General features: G+C 45.8%; 17 protein-coding genes. 15 read left to right on the plus strand and 2 right to left on the minus strand.

Annotated elements, in window-relative coordinates; all coding sequences use genetic code 11:
* The first annotated feature begins 1 nt into the window (after position 1).
* The 7 genes from CCC70_RS00605 (at position 2) to CCC70_RS00635 (ending at position 4,517) form a co-directional block, all read left to right on the plus strand.
* Positions 2-739 carry an SDR family NAD(P)-dependent oxidoreductase gene (locus tag CCC70_RS00605; protein WP_015525329.1) on the plus strand — a complete coding sequence of 246 codons (738 nt, stop codon included), beginning with the start codon at positions 2-4 and terminating at the stop codon, positions 737-739.
* A gap of 326 nt (positions 740-1,065) precedes the next feature.
* On the plus strand, positions 1,066-1,215 hold the full coding sequence (gene rpmG, locus CCC70_RS00610; protein ID WP_044961412.1) for a 50S ribosomal protein L33: 150 nt from the start codon (positions 1,066-1,068) through the stop codon (positions 1,213-1,215).
* Positions 1,216-1,240: 25 nt separating this feature from the next.
* Positions 1,241-1,447: a preprotein translocase subunit SecE gene (gene secE, locus CCC70_RS00615; RefSeq protein ID WP_021651261.1), complete on the plus strand. Its 207-nt coding sequence runs from the start codon at positions 1,241-1,243 to the stop codon at positions 1,445-1,447.
* Between the two features lie 15 nt (positions 1,448-1,462).
* The gene (gene nusG, locus CCC70_RS00620) at positions 1,463-1,984 is read left to right on the plus strand and encodes a transcription termination/antitermination protein NusG (protein ID WP_015525332.1); all 522 of its coding nucleotides are present in this window, start codon (positions 1,463-1,465) and stop codon (positions 1,982-1,984) included.
* A gap of 68 nt (positions 1,985-2,052) precedes the next feature.
* The gene (rplK, locus tag CCC70_RS00625) at positions 2,053-2,478 is read left to right on the plus strand and encodes a 50S ribosomal protein L11 (RefSeq protein WP_015525333.1); all 426 of its coding nucleotides are present in this window, start codon (positions 2,053-2,055) and stop codon (positions 2,476-2,478) included.
* A 95-nt stretch (positions 2,479-2,573) separates the two neighbouring features.
* Complete coding sequence (gene rplA, locus CCC70_RS00630) at positions 2,574-3,269, plus strand: 50S ribosomal protein L1 (RefSeq protein ID WP_015525334.1); 696 nt, start codon at positions 2,574-2,576, stop codon at positions 3,267-3,269.
* 252 nt (positions 3,270-3,521) lie between these two features.
* Positions 3,522-4,517 carry a D-alanyl-D-alanine carboxypeptidase family protein gene (locus CCC70_RS00635; protein WP_330577112.1) on the plus strand — a complete coding sequence of 332 codons (996 nt, stop codon included), beginning with the start codon at positions 3,522-3,524 and terminating at the stop codon, positions 4,515-4,517.
* 145 nt (positions 4,518-4,662) lie between these two features.
* On the opposite strand, the gene CCC70_RS00640 is transcribed toward CCC70_RS00635, so the two are convergent.
* Positions 4,663-5,385, minus strand: coding sequence for a GntR family transcriptional regulator (locus CCC70_RS00640; protein ID WP_287084085.1), 723 nt, complete (start codon positions 5,383-5,385; stop codon positions 4,663-4,665).
* A gap of 292 nt (positions 5,386-5,677) precedes the next feature.
* On the opposite strand from CCC70_RS00640, the gene CCC70_RS00645 reads away from it, so the two are divergent.
* The 7 genes from CCC70_RS00645 to pflA all read left to right on the plus strand — a co-directional run bounded on the left by CCC70_RS00645 (position 5,678) and on the right by pflA (position 15,569).
* Positions 5,678-6,646 carry an SIS domain-containing protein gene (locus CCC70_RS00645; protein ID WP_287084086.1) on the plus strand — a complete coding sequence of 323 codons (969 nt, stop codon included), beginning with the start codon at positions 5,678-5,680 and terminating at the stop codon, positions 6,644-6,646.
* Positions 6,647-6,683: 37 nt separating this feature from the next.
* Positions 6,684-7,541: a PfkB family carbohydrate kinase gene (locus CCC70_RS00650; protein WP_114001933.1), complete on the plus strand. Its 858-nt coding sequence runs from the start codon at positions 6,684-6,686 to the stop codon at positions 7,539-7,541.
* Between the two features lie 15 nt (positions 7,542-7,556).
* Positions 7,557-9,059, plus strand: a complete 1,503-nt coding sequence (locus CCC70_RS00655; RefSeq protein ID WP_118609220.1) for an ABC transporter permease subunit — start codon at positions 7,557-7,559, stop codon at positions 9,057-9,059.
* Positions 9,052-9,774, plus strand: a complete 723-nt coding sequence (locus tag CCC70_RS00660) for an amino acid ABC transporter ATP-binding protein (protein ID WP_114001932.1) — start codon at positions 9,052-9,054, stop codon at positions 9,772-9,774. The genes CCC70_RS00655 and CCC70_RS00660 overlap by 8 nt, the downstream gene beginning before the upstream one ends.
* A gap of 186 nt (positions 9,775-9,960) precedes the next feature.
* On the plus strand, positions 9,961-11,286 hold the full coding sequence (locus tag CCC70_RS00665; RefSeq protein ID WP_287084087.1) for an IS4 family transposase: 1,326 nt from the start codon (positions 9,961-9,963) through the stop codon (positions 11,284-11,286).
* Positions 11,287-12,537: 1,251 nt separating this feature from the next.
* The gene (gene pflB, locus CCC70_RS00670; protein WP_092073058.1) at positions 12,538-14,811 is read left to right on the plus strand and encodes a formate C-acetyltransferase; all 2,274 of its coding nucleotides are present in this window, start codon (positions 12,538-12,540) and stop codon (positions 14,809-14,811) included.
* An 8-nt stretch (positions 14,812-14,819) separates the two neighbouring features.
* Positions 14,820-15,569 carry a pyruvate formate-lyase-activating protein gene (gene pflA, locus CCC70_RS00675; protein WP_015525340.1) on the plus strand — a complete coding sequence of 250 codons (750 nt, stop codon included), beginning with the start codon at positions 14,820-14,822 and terminating at the stop codon, positions 15,567-15,569.
* Positions 15,570-15,624: 55 nt separating this feature from the next.
* Here pflA and CCC70_RS00680 read toward each other — a convergent pair whose 3' ends face one another.
* The gene (locus tag CCC70_RS00680) at positions 15,625-16,365 is read right to left on the minus strand and encodes a lysophospholipid acyltransferase family protein (RefSeq protein ID WP_015525341.1); all 741 of its coding nucleotides are present in this window, start codon (positions 16,363-16,365) and stop codon (positions 15,625-15,627) included.
* Positions 16,366-16,579: 214 nt separating this feature from the next.
* Here CCC70_RS00680 and CCC70_RS00685 point away from each other — a divergent pair, with 214 nt between their 5' ends.
* Entirely contained in the window at positions 16,580-17,035 is a 456-nt protein-coding gene (locus CCC70_RS00685; protein ID WP_237972550.1) for a protease complex subunit PrcB family protein, read from the plus strand.
* The last annotated feature ends 1 nt before the right edge of the window (position 17,036 follow it).

A 17,036-nucleotide genomic window follows, 5' to 3' on the forward strand; every position in this document is an offset into this window, starting at 1 on the left:
AATGGGAAAAATAACTGTGATCACAGGCGGTACCTCCGGAATCGGAAGAGGAATCGCCGAAAAGATCCTGGCAGAGTCGGCAAAAACTGACAGGATCTTCGTAACATATGGACATGATGAGAAGAAGGCATTGTCGTTTCAGGAGAGCCTTCCTGAGGAAAAAAGATCTCAGGTGACTTTGATAAAGGCAGATATGTCTTCCTATGAAGAGATGATGGTTTTTGTGGAGGAGCTGAAAAAGCAGACAGACCATATTGACTGGCTTGTAAGCAATGCCGGCATCAGTACCTACGCAAAATATGAAGACTACAGCTTTGAGGAGTGGACACGGATCGTAAACACCAATCTTTCCGTACCTGTATTTATGGTCAAAGAGCTGAGATCCATGATGGTAGAGGGCGGCAGTGTGCTCTTTACCGGTTCCTATGCAGGACAGCAGGCGTATTCTTCCTCCCTTGTATATGGAGTCACCAAGGCAGCTATCCATTTCCTGACCAGATCCCTGGTAAAGGAATTTGAGCCAAAGGGCATCACGGTCAACGCTATTGCACCTGGCTTCATCGAAACTCCTTGGCACAGCGCCCGCACCCAGGAGAGCTACGACCGTATCAACCGGAAGATCGCACTCCACAGATTTGGAACTGTGGAGGAAGTGGCGGATATGGCGTATGCAGTGCTGTCCAACGGATATATGAACGGCAGTGTGGTGGATATCCACGGTGGTTATGACTACTTTTAATAGAAGTTGAAAGTGTGCAGGAAGACAGAAGAAGACATGTTGTGCCTGCACATAAGGGTCTTCTTATTACTTTCTGTACAGGGGCGACGTCCCGAAAACGAAATGCAGCGAAGCAGAATCGGGTTTGCGCACTTGAGACGTCCGTACGGAATCTGTGAAATTCTTTATATTTAAGCGAAAAAGGCTTGACTTGCACACCTGCTCTGTGATAAAATTGACGAGCGACATGGAAGTTAGGTCTTTTTTTTATGCCCGAAAATGACGACGGATATACGTTCCGGGCGGCATAGAAGACCATGCAAATGAAAACACTGGAGGTGGAAGTTGTGCGCGTTAAGATTACATTAGCATGCACCGAGTGCAAGCAGCGTAACTACAATATGACGAAGGAGAAAAAGAACCATCCTGAGAGAATGGAGACCAAGAAATATTGTAAGTTCTGTCATACACACACTCTGCACAAGGAAACAAAGTAATCACAGAGATTTGTGAGGTTATGCTATGGAAAAACAGAAATCTGAGGATAAGCCGCAGAAGAAAAGTTGGTTTCAGGGACTTCAGTCAGAATTTGAGAAGATTGTCTGGACAGACCGTCCCACACTGGCAAAGCAGACTGTTGTGGTCGTGATCATCACGATCATCCTGGCAGTGGTTATCAGTGTAATGGATTCCGGAATTCTGGAATGCATTAATTTCTTAATGAAGTAAGGACAAGGTGATTATATGTCAGAAGCAGCAAAATGGTACGTTGTCCATACCTATTCCGGGTATGAGAACAAGGTAAAAGCCAACATTGAAAAGACGATCGAGAACAGACACCTGGAAGACCAGATCCTGGAGGTACGTGTTCCGCTGCAGGATGTAGTGGAGATGAAGAACGGAACCTCAAGACAGGTTCAGAAAAAGATGTTTCCAGGCTATGTGCTTCTCAATATGGTGATGAATGACGATACCTGGTATGTTGTCCGTAATACCCGCGGTGTTACAGGATTCGTAGGACCGGGATCAAAGCCTGTGCCTCTTACAGAAGAGGAAATGATGCCGCTTGGTATCCAGAAACCGGATATCGAAGTGGACTTCGCAGAGGGCGACATGGTAGTCGTTACCGGTGGTGCATGGAAAGATACCGCAGGTGTGATCACAGGTATCAACATGCAGAAACAGACGGTAACGATCAATGTTGAGCTTTTCGGTCGTGAAACACCGGTAGAAATAAGTTTCACAGAAATCAAAAAAGCTGAGTAATTCAAAAACAAGGTAACAGCAAGTGGGAGGGACACACCCCCGCCAATACCACATAGGAGGTGCCGAAAATGGCAAAGAAAGTAACAGGATATATCAAATTACAGATTCCGGCTGGTAAAGCAACTCCAGCACCACCTGTAGGTCCGGCTCTTGGACAGCATGGTGTAAACATCGTACAGTTTACTAAGGAGTTCAACGCAAGAACAGCTGATCAGGGAGATCTTATCATCCCGGTTGTCATCACTGTTTACGCTGACAGAAGTTTCAGCTTCATAACCAAGACTCCGCCGGCAGCAGTTCTTCTTAAGAAAGCTGCAAACATCAAATCTGGTTCCGGTACACCGAACAAGACCAAAGTAGCTAAAGTTACTAAGGCACAGGTTCAGGAGATCGCTGAGCTGAAGATGAAAGACCTCAACGCAGCATCCATCGAGGCTGCTATGAGCATGATCGCCGGTACAGCAAGAAGTATGGGAATCGAAGTCGTAGACTAATAAATACCGAAGCTTAAGTTCGGGGTTCCCGTAGAAAAAGTGAAATTTTCAAGTGGGAGGGCTTTTCCCCGCAAATACCACAGGAGGTTATAGAAATGAAACGAGGAAAGAAATATGTGGAAGCTGCGAAAGCAGTAGACCGCGCAACATTATATGATGCACCAGAGGCTATCAGCCTTGTTAAAAAAGCAGCTGTAGCTAAGTTCGACGAGACCATCGAAGTTCACATCCGTACAGGCTGCGATGGACGTCACGCAGATCAGCAGATCCGTGGAGCAGTTGTTCTGCCACACGGAACAGGTAAAAAAGTTCGTGTACTTGTATTTGCTAAAGATGCTAAGGCAGAAGAGGCAAAGGCAGCAGGAGCAGACTTCGTAGGAGCTGAGGACCTCATTCCGAAGATCCAGAACGAGGGATGGCTTGACTTTGACGTTGTAGTTGCAACACCGGATATGATGGGCGTTGTAGGCCGTCTTGGTCGTGTACTTGGACCGAAAGGTTTAATGCCAAACCCGAAAGCTGGTACTGTAACAATGGACGTAACAAAAGCTGTTAACGACATTAAAGCAGGTAAGATCGAGTATCGTCTTGACAAATCCAACATCATCCATGTTCCGATCGGAAAGGCTTCCTTTACCGAGGAGCAGTTAAGCGACAACTTCCAGACGCTTATGGGAGCTATCACAAAGGCTAGACCTAGCACACTGAAAGGTCAGTATCTGAAGAGCGTTACAATCGCTCCGACAATGGGACCTGGTGTTAAGCTTAACCCGATTAAATTAGCTCAGTAATAAATTTTAAATACCCTGTACAGAGGAAACTTTGTATAGGGTATTTTTTTATACATTTATACACCTTGATTTTTGGGGGCAAAAATCCTACAATAAGGCACAAACAGAGTTGTAACAGACCGAAAGCTCATCAGAGTTTTTTCATATAGATTTTACAGAAGAAAATAATAATCATGTTAATATAAAAAAGATAGGGAAAACGTTTCTGTAAGTAAAACTTACAGATGAATTTGTCGGAACAGGGAGTATAAATTGAGATCAAAAAAGCGTAAAGCGAAGAAAATAAAAAAACAGGTAAACAAAATAAAAATGATACTCTGCCTGGTGGTAGAGGCTATCGTGATCCTGACACTTATAGTGATCATCGGCTGGAATAAAGGGGTAGGTGACTGGATGGAGTCTCTGCAGAGACCGGTTGTCCGTAAGCTTGAGATGAGCGGTATCAACAGTCCCTACGCAGTGCTGATGCAGGTAAAAGGCGGAAAGATCATCGGAAATATGAAGGGCGATGAGAAGATCTATCCGGCTTCCATGACGAAGATCATGACGGTGATCGTGGCTATTGAGAACCTGGATGATCTGGATCAGGAGATCACTCTGACCCAGGAAATGTTCCAGGGGCTTTATGAGCAGGATGCCACCCAGGCAGGCTTTCAGCCCGGTGAGACCGTGCGGGCCATCGACCTTCTTTATGGTGCCATGCTGCCATCCGGTGCGGAGTGTTGTATCGCACTGGCGGATACCGTAGGCGGTTCCAGGGATGGATTTGTGGAGCTGATGAATAAGAAGGCACAGAGGATTGGAATGAATGGTACACATTTCTGTGATACGACAGGGCTTCATGATCCGGATCATTACAGTACAGTGAGAGATATTGCGGTGCTGCTCAGGTATGCGCTTCGGAACGATACGTTCAGAGAAATAATTGAGAGTCCGCGGCATTCCACAGGAGTGACGAATATCCATCCCAGCGGGATCACATATTACAGTACCATGTTCAAAAATCTTTCTGACCCTTCCGTTACCGGCGGCAAGATCCTGGGCGGCAAGACAGGATATACCAGCGAGGCGGGTCTGTGTCTTGCAAGCTTTGCAGAGGTCTACGACAGGGAATACATACTGGTAACGGCAGGCGCATCGGGAAATACCGGAAGCCCACTCCATGTGGAGGATGCGGTGACGATCTATAACCGCCTTGGAAAGGCCATTGAGGCACAGATGACAGGCAGTGATGGATCGGAGTCTTGAAAAGATAAAGGGTAAATTTTGTGTATCGCGAAGCGTGTTACGGAGAACGGAGTGAACAGTAATATTTTTGGATAAATAAACACTGGCACAGAGGTGTATGCTGCTGTATTGGCAGCATAACGCTTCTGTGCCGTTTTTTGATTCTTCAAAATGAAATCGTATAGCGGGAACCTGCAATGTATTCACGGCTGATGTAAAGCGGTTTTCCATCAGGAGCTTCCATATAGGAATCCAGGATCAGCACGGGATCGCCGGAAGACAGACGCAAAGTTTTTGCCATATCCGGGGAGGCTGCAGTAACAGAAATGGTGCTGCGGCTGGATTCTGCGATCGTACAGCGGTAGGTGTTTTTGATATATTCAAAAAAAGAACCGTTTTCTACAGCGTTCGGATCAAAATCCGGGAAAAGCCGTGTGGGGAGCCAGGTGTGAACATCAATAACCGGAATACTGTCAGCCAGAAGAAGACGTTCCAGGAAAAAAACTTCCTCATCCGAAGTAAGCTGCAGAAAATCAGAGGTTACGCTGTTCGCAGTTTTTTTGCAGAAGGACAGTACGTGAGATTCCGGAATCCGGTCATTCTGACGGCAGGATTCGGAAAAACTCATATTTTTCTGGGATTCAAATTTCCGGAAGATCATGGGGGATTTTACAAAGGTTCCTTTTCCCTGATGCTTGATAAGATAGCCCTGTGTGCAAAGCTCCTCCACGGTACGTCGGACAGTGATCCGGCTGACATGGTAAAGATCGGCAAGCTCCGGCTCAGGAGGGATTTTTTCTCCGGGCTTATAAGTACCGTTTTTGATCTGCTGGGTGATGATATCCATAAGCTGCTTGTAAAGCGGCTGGATCGAATTTTTATTTAACATGAAAATATCCTTTCTGAGGTTGTTCATAAAAGATATTTTACTATAGTGCGGATGTATTTGTCCAGTAAGGGACAAACCTCTGCAGTGCGTCAGAAGGGACATTGGATGAATAATTAATCATAAATCATGAATATACTCTTTACTATAACGTTATAATATGTTATATTCTTCAAAAAGGTAAAATGCAAAAGTACAAGAAGGAGAAATTCATCTGAAAATCCGAAAAAAACCTGTATTTTCAATGGATTCAGAGGATTACCAGACGAATTTCCACGAAAACCGGAGGATGAAAATGGACGCAGTAAAAATCGTAAATAAGATCAACAAAGAGCATGGAACAATCAAAAATGTGTATTTTCTTGCATGCGGAGGATCTCTTGTGGATCTGTATCCGGGATATTATTTTGTCCGTGCGGAATCCGCAGTGATGGATGCACAGTGGATCCCTGCAAGAGAGTTTGCACTGACACCGCCGAAGAAGCTGGGAAAAGACAGTCTTCTGATCATCTGCTCCCACAGTGGCAAGACAAAGGAGTGTCTGGAGGCAGCAAAAACAGGAATGGATGCAGGTGCAGCTGTTGTTACAATGACACATGCGCCAGGTTCCCCATGTGATACCGATAAATGGATCTCCGTTGTATACGACTGGGCACCGGGGGTAAAGGAAGCAGAGAAGCCTCAGGGAATCGTACTTCGTATTCTTAATGAGCTGATGAAGGTACAGGAGCCGGGATATAAGCTTTACGATAAGATCGTGGAAGGCTTTGAAAAGATCGATAATGTTATTGCAGCTGCAGTGAAGGATCAGCAGAATGCAGCATGGCTTTTTGCAGAAAAATATTCAGAGGAACCGAACCTCTATATCATGGCATCGGGAGCCTCCTATTCTCAGGCATATGGCTTTGCGATCTGCTCACTTCAGGAAATGCAGTGGATGGACTGCGGTTATCTGAACAGTGCGGAATATTTCCACGGACCGTTTGAGGTAACGGATGAGGATCATCTTTATATCCTTATGATGAGCCGGGGCAGAAACCGTATGATGGATGAGCGTGTGCTGACTTTCCTTGAAAAATACGGAAAGAAATACGAAGTGATCGATGCGGATAAGCTTGGTATGGAAGCAATTGATGACAGCTGTGTGGAATATTTTACTCCGATGCTGTTCTACACCATGACGACCGTTTACCGTACCGCTCTCCAGGATAAACGCCGTCATCCGCTGGATATGAGAAGATATATGGGCGTTGTAGAGTACTAAAGGTGCTGCTGTGCCTGTGCACAGAGAAAGGGAAAATATGAGTAAATACAGTACAAAGCTTCTTGGCTTCGGAGACAATGTAGTGGATATCTATGATCATCTGAAAACCATGTATCCAGGCGGAAACTGCGTAAACGTCAGTGTTTACGGAAAGATGGCCGGATGTGAAAAAACAGCGTATATGGGATATTTCGGAGATGACGACAGAGCAGAACTGATCATGGATACACTGGAAAAAATCGGCGTGGAAACCGTAAAGTGCAGACAGCTGCATGGCGAGAACGGTTATTCCAGAATCACATTAAAAGACGGAGACCGTGAGTTCCTGGATTTTAATGATGGTGGTATCCGTGGAAAAACACCGTATATCCTTGATCGTTTTGATCTGGAATATATGAAAGGCTTTGATGTGGTACATAGCGGAAATTACTCTTTTACGGAGGAAGAGCTGCATAAGATCAAAGAGGCGGGAATTCCGGTTTCTTTTGACTTTTCTGATGATTCCACAGAGGAATATTATGAAAAAACAGCACCGGAGGTTACTTACGCATTTTGCTCCTTTGACGGAACCGACCAGGAGGCAGAAGAGCATCTGAAAAAAATCATCTCCATGGGGCCGAAGCTTGCCATGGCCTCCAGAGGAGCCAGGGGCTGCATTCTTTATGACGGAAGGAATTTTTACCGACAGCCGGCAGCGCCGCTTACGGAAGTAAAAGATACTCTTGGCGCCGGGGATTCACTGATCGCATCTTTCCTTACCGGGTATATCGGAAGAATGAAAAACGGCATGGCGGAGGAAACCGCGATCTGTGAAAGTCTTGAAGAGGCAGCTGCTTTTGCAGCGGGCATTTGTGGCATGGAAGGTGCTTTTGGCTACGGAAAAAAATATGAATAGCAGGAGGGGAAAATAATGGGACGCAATGGAAAAAGCAGAGCTCTTATCTGTTTTGTACTGTGTATGATCATGGCTCTGCCGATATATTTCAGCAGTGCAGTGGCAGTAAAAGCGGCAGAACAGCAGACCATCATCATAGGAACGAACGCAGAGTATTCACCATTTGAATACCTGGATGATAATGGAAATATTACAGGTTTTGATTACGATCTTCTGGAGGCAATCGCCAAGGAAGAAAACGTAAAGCTGGTATGGAAGGATATGCCCTTTGATTCCCTGATGGGTTCCATGGAGGCTGGTGATGTACAGGTGATCGCAGCCGGGATCGGACCTACGGAGGACCGTAAAAAAAGCGTTGATTTTTCCGATGTTTATTACACCGGTACACAGTGCATCATCAGTCGTAAGGATAATCCGATCAAGGATTTTGAGGAGATGTCCGGAAAAACCGTTGCAGTTCTGGAGGGTGCACAGAGTGATATGATTGCATCCGGCGAGACTACCGATTACGGTGAAGTTAAGGATGCCAAAGTAAAAAGATTTAAAAACGCTTCCAGTGCAGTCATGGAGCTGAAAAACGGTGGAGCAGATGCAGTTCTGATCGACAATATCATGGCTGAGATCTACTGCAAACAGAACTCAGACCTGCAGTATGAGTCCGTGCCAAGTACAGCAGAGGATACGGTTTTCTGTATTGAAAAAGGAAACACAGAGCTTGTCCAGATCATCAATGACGGACTTGCAAAAGTAAAAAAATCCGGGGAATATGATGATCTTTATCAGAAGTATTTTGTGGACACACTTGAAAACAGCGAGGATGTGACAGATGTAGCGGCAACCGATGGTTTTCTGGGACTTTTAAGCTTTATTTTCCTTCAGGATAATCGTTGGAAGTTTTATATTAACGGTCTTGGTATTACACTGATCGTTTCTCTTTTGTCAGTGATCGTAGGTATCCTGATCGGTCTTGTAGTGGCTCTGGTACGGCTTGGAGCTGCGAAAAAAGGCAGAAGAACCATTCTTTCCACGATCGCGGATATTTATGTTGATGTGATCCGTGGAACACCGTCAGTCCTTCAGCTGATGATCATCTATTTTGCAGTGTTCCACAGCAGGCTGGGATATGTGGCAGCAGTGGTCAGCTTCGGTATCAACAGCGGTGCATATGTTTCCGAGGTTATCCGCGGAGGTATTTTATCTGTAGACAAGGGCCAGAGCGAGGCTGGTCGTTCTCTGGGTCTTGGGTATAAAGATACTATGCGTTTCATTATCATTCCGCAGGCTGTAAAAACCATCCTTCCGGCAATGGGTAATGAGTTTATCCAGCTGATCAAAGAAACATCTATTTTAGGTTATGTAGGTATCATGGATCTGACAAAAGCGGCAAGCTATGTTTCTTCCCGTACTTATCAGATGTTTATTCCGCTGATCGTTGCAGGTATCATGTACTATCTGATCGTGAAGTGCCTGAGCCTTCTGCTGAAGAGATTTGAAAGGAGACTGAGAGAAAGTGATTGATGTTAAAAATCTGAAAAAGTCCTTCGGGGACGTACACGTATTAAAGGGAATCACAACTCACGTAAACAAGGGTGAGTGTATCTGCATCATCGGTCCGTCCGGCTCTGGAAAATCTACATTTCTGCGCTGCCTGAACCTTCTGGAAAAACCGGAGGAAGGCGAGATCACTGTAAACGGACAGCAGCTTCTGGACCCGAAGCTGGATGTAGATAAATTCAGGGAAAATGTGGGAATGGTTTTTCAGCATTTTAATCTGTTTCCAAATATGACAGTATTGAAAAATATCACCCTTGCGCCGGTGCGCCTTGGCAAATGGAATGCAGCGGAAGCTGATCAGAAGGCGAGGGCTCTTTTGAAAAGAGTCGGCCTTGAAGAAAAAGCCGATGTCTATCCCGGAAAGCTTTCAGGCGGACAGAAGCAGAGGGTTGCCATTGCCAGAGCCCTTGCAATGAATCCCCAGGTGCTTCTGTTCGACGAGCCGACATCAGCTCTTGATCCGGAGATGGTCGGAGAGGTTCTTGAGGTTATGAAGGAGCTTGCAAAAGAAGGCATGACCATGCTGGTGGTTACCCATGAGATGGGCTTTGCAAGGGAGGTCAGCGACAGAGTGCTCTTTATGGATGATGGGGTGATTCTTGAGGATAGAAATCCGAAAGAACTGTTTGGGGATCCTCGAGAGGAAAGGACGAAGGAGTTTCTTTCCAAAGTGTTGTAGGGTTTTTCGTGGAAAAGTTTTGCTTTGAAAAAGCGGGGAAATTCGTGGGGAGGGGAGGCACTCGGAGTTGCGAAGCCCGTTTCCAATGTCATTTAGTTAGGGACGCCCTATTCCCAAAAGTTACAGTGTATGGTAAAAAAAGACTATACACTGTAACTTTTTTTATTATGCAAAGGAGATGTGCCTATGAATTCAGCGTTTACTTATAATTATGAATTGCTCATGTCACTCATTTCTGAACTGGAGAGCGAAATAAACTCTTTTGTCACCAGACCTGGTATTGATTTTTCCAGGAAACGTAAGATATCTTTCCAGGATACGATCCTTTTTCTTTTAACTATGAGGGGCGGTTCTCTCAATACAGCATTTTTTGATTTCTTTTCATGCCGGTCTCAAAAAGATCTCCCATCCCTTTCTGCTCTCCAGCAGCAACGGGCCAAGATACATCCGGATGCTTTTTATCATCTTCTGCACCGTTTTTCACGATCACTTCCCTCTGAACATGATTATGAGGGTTTTCAGCTTCTTGCATGTGATGGCTCGGATCTGAACATCTTTTATAATCCGGATGATAAAGACAGCTGTAAGCCTTCCGGTTCCGGAAAAAAAGGCTCCAATCAGCTTCATCTTCATGCCCTATATGATCTTTGTAATAAAAAATATGTGGATGTCCTTATTGAAAAAACAATGGTCAGCAATGAATCCCGTGCATTGATACAAATGCTGCGGAATATACCTCACCCTGACAGAACGATCATACTGGCCGATCGCGGATATGAAACTTACCATGTCTTTGCACACATCATGGCAAAAGGTCTCTCCTTTGTCATCCGTACAAAAGATATTTTCAGCAAAGGAGGCATTTCCTGCGGCTTTCGTCTTCCGGACCGGGAACTGGATGAAGGGCTGGATTTTTTTATTACGCGTAGTACGGTCCACTCTAAACGGGACCCGATAAGATATAAAAAACTTTCTCCCAGATCTGCATTTGACTTTCTGAATCTGGAAAAAGATGGCAAACAGGCTGTTTATCCCATGCACCTGCGGCTGGTACGTTTTCAGCTGGATACAGGGGAATATGAATGTATTGTCACGAATCTGGGAAAAGACCGTTTTCCTCCGGAAAAAATAAAAGAACTATATCATTTAAGATGGGGGATCGAGACTTCATTCCGAAAACTGAAATATAATATCGGGGTATCGAATCTTCATTCAAAGAAGGCGGAATATGTAGAACAGGAAATATACGCACGTATCATCATGTACAATTTCTGCGAATCAGTTACCGCACATGTAACTGTCAAACAGAAAGACCAAAAATACGTTTATCAGATAAATTTCACAATGGCTGTACATATCTGCAAAATTTTCCTGCAAAAAAGCTGTTCCACAATTCCGCCGCATATCGAGACACTCTTGCTGCAATACCTGACTCCGGTCAGACCCGGCCGGAAATTCCCCCGTTCCAAGAAGATGAAAGGTTTTGTAGCCTTTGGATATAGAGTATCTTAATATAAGAATACTATAATTTTTAAGAATAGAAAAGAGATTGTTTAAAAACTGTAATTGCCTGCCAAGGGGGAAGTCTGTGCGTTTTGGGGTATTATATAATGAAAACTTACAGCATAACTTATATCCTAAAAATATTTTTTAATAAAAAGTCCCTAACTAAATGACATTGGCCCGTTTCCCCTCCCCACACCCCACCCCTCCGGGCACGCCGTTGTGCTACGCCTTGGAGTGTGTTAATTTATCGGCTTAGTCCTGTATGCTGCTGTATTGGCAGTGTCAGGCTGAGCCGATTTTTATTTCGTCGGACGGGAAAGCGGCCCGCGCAGCGGGCCTGTTCCCTGTTGTTAATGGGAGCGGGTTTATGCCAGTGATGCGACAATAGACAGAAGCAGGTGAGCGTCGGTAATACAGCAACAGGCAGAAGTAGATCTATGCCAGTGATGTGACAATAGACGGGAGCAAGTGAGCGCCGGCAATACAGCAACAGGCAGAAGTAGGTCTATGCCAGTGATGCGATAACAGACGGGAGCAAGTGAGCGCCGGCAATACAGCAACAGACGGGAGCAAGTGAGCGCCGGCAATACAGCAACAGGCAGGAGCAGGTCAGCACCAGCAATACAGCGACAGGCAGGAACAGGTCAGCACCAGCAATACAGCGACAGGCAGGAGCAGGTCAGCACCAGCAATACAACAGGCAGGAGCAGATTAGCGCCAGCAATACAACAACCACCAGGAACAGGTCGGCTGCGCAGACCGCTTTCCGTCCGGCGGAACAAAAAATCGGCTCAGCCTGACGCCACCAATACAGCAGCATACAGGCATTTACCAATACACTACCCCATACCACAGCGCAGAACAGCGACGTGCCCGGAAAGGGGGAGCGCGAGGGGGAAAAGCGGGCTTCGTAACTCCGAGCGCCTTTCCCCCTCGCAAACCTGCCCACGCCAAAGTGTCCCCCCGAAAGGGAAAGAGCTTCACTGCCAAAGTGTCCCCCCCCTGGAAAGAAACTATCCGTCAGAAGACACAGGCTCTCCGCCCAGGAGCGTCCGTCAGACGCCCGACATTGTACAATATCTGGTACAATTTTCTCATTATTTTTATCAATAATACAATTACATGTATATTATAAAGAACATACTTCCAAGCTGTTGACTTTAAATTCGGAATCTGTTATCTTATGGTCGTCATGAGAAATGTTATATATTACTAACTGCGCGGGCGGTGAACGAAATATTGAGACAACAGGAAAGGATGTGTAACAAATTGGCAAAAGTTGATTTTGAACAGTGGAATGGTTTTAAGGGTGATCGTTGGAAAGAGAAGATCGATGTTCGTAATTTCATCAGTATGAACTATACACCATATGATGGAGATGCTTCCTTCCTGGAAGCACCAACAGAGGCAACAGATAAACTCTGGGGCAAGCTTCAGGAGCTTCAGAAAGAAGAGCGTGCTAAAGGCGGCGTTCTTGATATGGAGACAGAGGTAGTAACAGGAATTACAGCATACGGTCCTGGATATATCGATGAGGAACTCAAAGACCTGGAGCAGGTTGTAGGTCTTCAGACAGACAAACCTCTGAAACGTGCTTTCATGCCATACGGCGGAATCAAAATGGCAGAGCAGGCATGTGAGACTTATGGATACCATGTAAGCGACAAAATCAAAGATGTTTTCAACAACTATGAGTTCAAAACACACAACCAGGGTGTATTCGATATCTACACACCGGAGATGAAGAGAGCACGTCACAACAAGATCCTTACAGGACTTCCGGATACTTACGGACGTGGACGTATCGTAGGTGATTACAGACGAGTTGCTCTTTACGGAATCGATCATCTGATCGCAGGTAAAGAGAAAGATTTCGCAGCATGCGACCGTCAGGGTATGAGACGTTATGACTTCCAGCTTCGTGAGGAGATCGCAGATCAGATCCGTGCTCTGAAGAAGATGAAAGAAATGGCTCAGATCTATGGCTTTGATATTTCCCAGCCGGCTAAGAATGCAAAGGAAGCATTCCAGTGGCTGTACTTCGGATATCTTGCAGCGATCAAAACTCAGAACGGAGCTGCAATGAGTGTTGGACGTATCTCCACATTCCTTGATATCTATATTGAGAGAGACCTTGAGAACGGAACTCTTACAGAGAAAGAGGCACAGGAGCTTGTTGACCATATCGTAATGAAATTCCGTATGGTTAAATTCGCTCGTATCCCGTCTTACAACCAGCTCTTCTCCGGTGACCCGGTATGGGCAACTCTGGAAGTAGCAGGTATGGGACAGGACGGACGTTCCATGGTAACAAAGAACGACTATCGTTTCCTTCATACACTTGAGGATATGGGACCGGCTCCGGAGCCGAACCTTACAGTTCTCTACTCTTCAAGACTGCCTGAGAACTTCAAGAAATATGCAGCAGACATCTCTGTTACAACAAGTTCCATCCAGTATGAGAACGATGATGTTATGCGTCCGGTATGGGGCGATGACTACAGCATCTGCTGCTGTGTATCTGCTACAGAGACAGGTAAAGAGATGCAGTTCTTCGGTGCTCGTGCAAACCTTGCAAAATGCCTTCTTTACGCGATCAACGGCGGTGTTGATGAGAAGACAAAACAGCAGGTAGGACCTCAGTATCAGCCGATCACTTCCGAGTACCTTGACTATGACGAAGTAATCGCAAAATATGATCAGATGATGGACTGGCTTGCACATCTGTATGTTGGAACACTGAACATGATCCACTACATGCATGATAAATACTACTATGAGGCAGCTGAGATGGCACTTATCGATACAAAGGTTGACCGTTCCTTCGCAACAGGTATCGCCGGATTCTCACACGTAGTAGATTCCCTTTCCGCTATCAAATATGCAAAAGTAAAAGCAATCCGTGACGAGGACGGAATCACAACAGACTTCCAGGTTGAGGGTGACTTCCCACGTTATGGTAACGATGATGACAGAGCAGACGAGATCGCAACAACGCTGCTTTCCACATTCCTTGAGAAGCTGAAACACATCCATACCTATCGTGATTCCAAGCCAACCACATCCATCCTTACCATCACATCCAACGTTGTTTATGGTAAAGCTACAGGATCTCTTCCGGACGGAAGAAAAGCCGGCGAGCCTCTGGCACCGGGAGCAAACCCGTCTTACGGCGCAGAGCAGAACGGACTTCTTGCTTCCCTGAACTCTGTTGCAAAGCTTGACTATGAGGATGCCCTTGACGGAATCTCCAATACTCAGACGATCAACCCGGATGCACTTGGCCATTCTGAGGAAGAGCGTACAGAGAATCTTGTAAATGTACTTGACGGATACTTTGACCGTGGTGCACATCACCTCAATGTAAACGTATTCGGTAAAGAGAAACTTATCGATGCTATGGAGCATCCGGAAAAAGAGGAGTATGCAAACTTCACGATCCGTGTTTCCGGATACGCTGTTAAGTTCATCGACCTTACAAGAGAGCAGCAGCTTGACGTTATCGCAAGAACCTGCCACGAAAGGATGTAATAAAAAATATGGACGACCAGAAAAAAATCACTGGCTACGTCCACTCACTGGAGAGCTTCGGCTCTGTTGACGGACCAGGAGTCCGGTATGTGATCTTTTTGAGCGGCTGCGCCATGCGCTGTCAGTTCTGCCACAATCCGGACACCTGGCAAATGAAAACAGGGACGGAGTACACAGCAGATGAGCTGCTTGAAAAAGCCTGTCGATACCGCTCTTACTGGGGAAGTAAGGGCGGTATTACTGTGAGTGGAGGCGAGCCACTGTTACAGATCGATTTCCTCACTGAGCTGTTCAGAAAAGCAAAAAAACTTGGGATCCACACAACACTTGATACCAGCGGCAACCCTTACACAGAAGAGGGTCCGTGGTATGAAAAATGGGAAGAGCTGATGAAGTACACAGATCTTGTCATGCTGGATATCAAGCACATTGATGAGGAACAGCATAAGATCCTCACAGGATGTACCAATAAAAATATCCTTGCTATGGCCCGGAAGCTTTCCGATATGGGCGTATCCATGTGGATCCGTCACGTACTGGTTCCGGAACGCAATGACCGGGATGACTATCTCCACCGGCTGGCTGACTTTATCGCAACACTGAAGACAGTTGAGAGAGTGGAGGTTCTTCCATATCACACACTCGGAACCTTTAAATGGGAAAATCTGCATATTGATTATCCGCTGAAGGGAATCAATCCGCCAACGAAAGAACGCATCGAAAATGCGGAAAAAATCCTGGGAGCAGGTACACAGTAATAAAAAAACCATATCTTATGTCGAAAAACAGACATAGATATGGTTTTTTTGATGTTCACACCAGTTCTTTGTTTTTGATCAGCATTTCTTTGATGATATCCTGTGTATAGGAACCTAAGCGGCGCTGAGTATCCCGGTCAAGCTCTGAAGGAATGATAGGCTTGCCATATTCGATCACTACGTGTGTAGGTGTCATCTTCGGGAAATTGGCCTCCCAGATATTGGCAGAGTTGCTGATCGCAATAGGAATGATCGGGCTTTTGGCTCTGGCTGCGATCTTGAAGCTGCCGTCATGGAAAGGCAGCATTTCTGTTTCATCAGCATTCTTATTTCTGGTTCCTTCCGGGAAGATACATACGGAAATGCCGGATTTCACATAGTCTGCGGCCTGAAGGATCGTTTTCAGACCCTGCTTGATATCCTCTCTGTCGAGAAAGAGACAGTAGAGATTGCGCATCCAGTTGGAGAGCAGCGGATAATGCTCCATTTCCTTCTTGGCAACATAGCCGGTGCGGATCGGACAGCGGCTGTAGGTGAGCAGGATGTCGAAATAGCTCCGGTGGTTTGCTACATAGAGAACAGCCTGATCCTTTGGAACGTTTTCTTCGCCGATGACGGTGACTTTGGCGCCTGTGATCCACAGGATGAATTTGAATATGGCCTGTACCATGCGCAGAGAGCTGATATCCTTAGTCATGGGAGAAAATTTCCCGATGATCCATTCTACAAGGAGAACCGGAATGGTCAGCACCAGATAGGCGATCACCACGATACAGACAAGTATGAATCGAATCATGTCTTTTGTCCTTTCTGTTATAGATACTTGCGGAGAGTTCCGCAGTAAGATGGTATTTTATATTATACGAAGAAAATCCGATAGTTGCAATAAATCTTTCCCTGCTCACATAGAATAAATACTGAATAATGGTTACTGTTTACTGGTGATCTTTCGCAAAGCGTGTTACTGAGAACGGAGTGAACAGTAACGAATCATGCAGGTGGCTTATATTATGAAAAAAGCAGTATTTCTGCGGATCGTGCTGACAGCTGCCGTGCTGGCACTGCTGCTTTCCGGGTGTCGATTTGTCCGGGTGGAGGAAGAAGAACGAAAACCGGTAGATTACATCGTTGTGGAGCGCCGGGATATCCCGGAGGAGCTTTCTAGGCTTATGGAAGAAAAAAAGGAAAAGGAATTTCAGCTGAGTTATGAAACCGGAGAGGATCTTTACCTGGCCAAAGGGTACGGGCGGCAGATGAGTGGCGGATACAGCATCCAGGTAGAGGAGCTTGGAGAATCCTCGAATGGGATATTTTTTGTTACAAAACTTCTTGGACCGGAGGATCTTAAGGAGGCAGGAGTTCCGTCCTATCCCTGCATTGTGATAAAAACCCGGAAACAGGAAAAGCCGGTAACGTTCCGGGAAAGCAGCAGTCCGGTGAAAAAAGAGTCGGAGAAAGGGGAATAGA

It is taken from the genome of Blautia sp. LMAG:89 (genome assembly GCF_008679485.1).
Classification (GTDB): domain Bacteria; phylum Bacillota; class Clostridia; order Lachnospirales; family Lachnospiraceae; genus Blautia_A; species Blautia_A fusiformis.

What these genes read in the sequence shown, in the direction of transcription:
- CCC70_RS00605 (WP_015525329.1), top strand. Translation starts at nt 2, where the DNA reads ATGGGAAAAATAACTGTGATCACAGGCGGTACCTCCGGAATCGGAAGA.
- secE (WP_021651261.1), top strand. Translation starts at nt 1,241, where the DNA reads ATGGAAAAACAGAAATCTGAGGATAAGCCGCAGAAGAAAAGTTGGTTT.
- nusG (WP_015525332.1), top strand. Translation starts at nt 1,463, where the DNA reads ATGTCAGAAGCAGCAAAATGGTACGTTGTCCATACCTATTCCGGGTAT.
- rplK (WP_015525333.1), top strand. Translation starts at nt 2,053, where the DNA reads ATGGCAAAGAAAGTAACAGGATATATCAAATTACAGATTCCGGCTGGT.
- rplA (WP_015525334.1), top strand. Translation starts at nt 2,574, where the DNA reads ATGAAACGAGGAAAGAAATATGTGGAAGCTGCGAAAGCAGTAGACCGC.
- CCC70_RS00640 (WP_287084085.1), bottom strand. Translation starts at nt 5,385, where the DNA reads ATGTTAAATAAAAATTCGATCCAGCCGCTTTACAAGCAGCTTATGGAT.
- CCC70_RS00645 (WP_287084086.1), top strand. Translation starts at nt 5,678, where the DNA reads ATGGACGCAGTAAAAATCGTAAATAAGATCAACAAAGAGCATGGAACA.
- CCC70_RS00650 (WP_114001933.1), top strand. Translation starts at nt 6,684, where the DNA reads ATGAGTAAATACAGTACAAAGCTTCTTGGCTTCGGAGACAATGTAGTG.
- CCC70_RS00655 (WP_118609220.1), top strand. Translation starts at nt 7,557, where the DNA reads ATGGGACGCAATGGAAAAAGCAGAGCTCTTATCTGTTTTGTACTGTGT.
- CCC70_RS00665 (WP_287084087.1), top strand. Translation starts at nt 9,961, where the DNA reads ATGAATTCAGCGTTTACTTATAATTATGAATTGCTCATGTCACTCATT.
- pflB (WP_092073058.1), top strand. Translation starts at nt 12,538, where the DNA reads ATGTGTAACAAATTGGCAAAAGTTGATTTTGAACAGTGGAATGGTTTT.
- pflA (WP_015525340.1), top strand. Translation starts at nt 14,820, where the DNA reads ATGGACGACCAGAAAAAAATCACTGGCTACGTCCACTCACTGGAGAGC.
- CCC70_RS00680 (WP_015525341.1), bottom strand. Translation starts at nt 16,365, where the DNA reads ATGATTCGATTCATACTTGTCTGTATCGTGGTGATCGCCTATCTGGTG.
- CCC70_RS00685 (WP_237972550.1), top strand. Translation starts at nt 16,580, where the DNA reads ATGAAAAAAGCAGTATTTCTGCGGATCGTGCTGACAGCTGCCGTGCTG.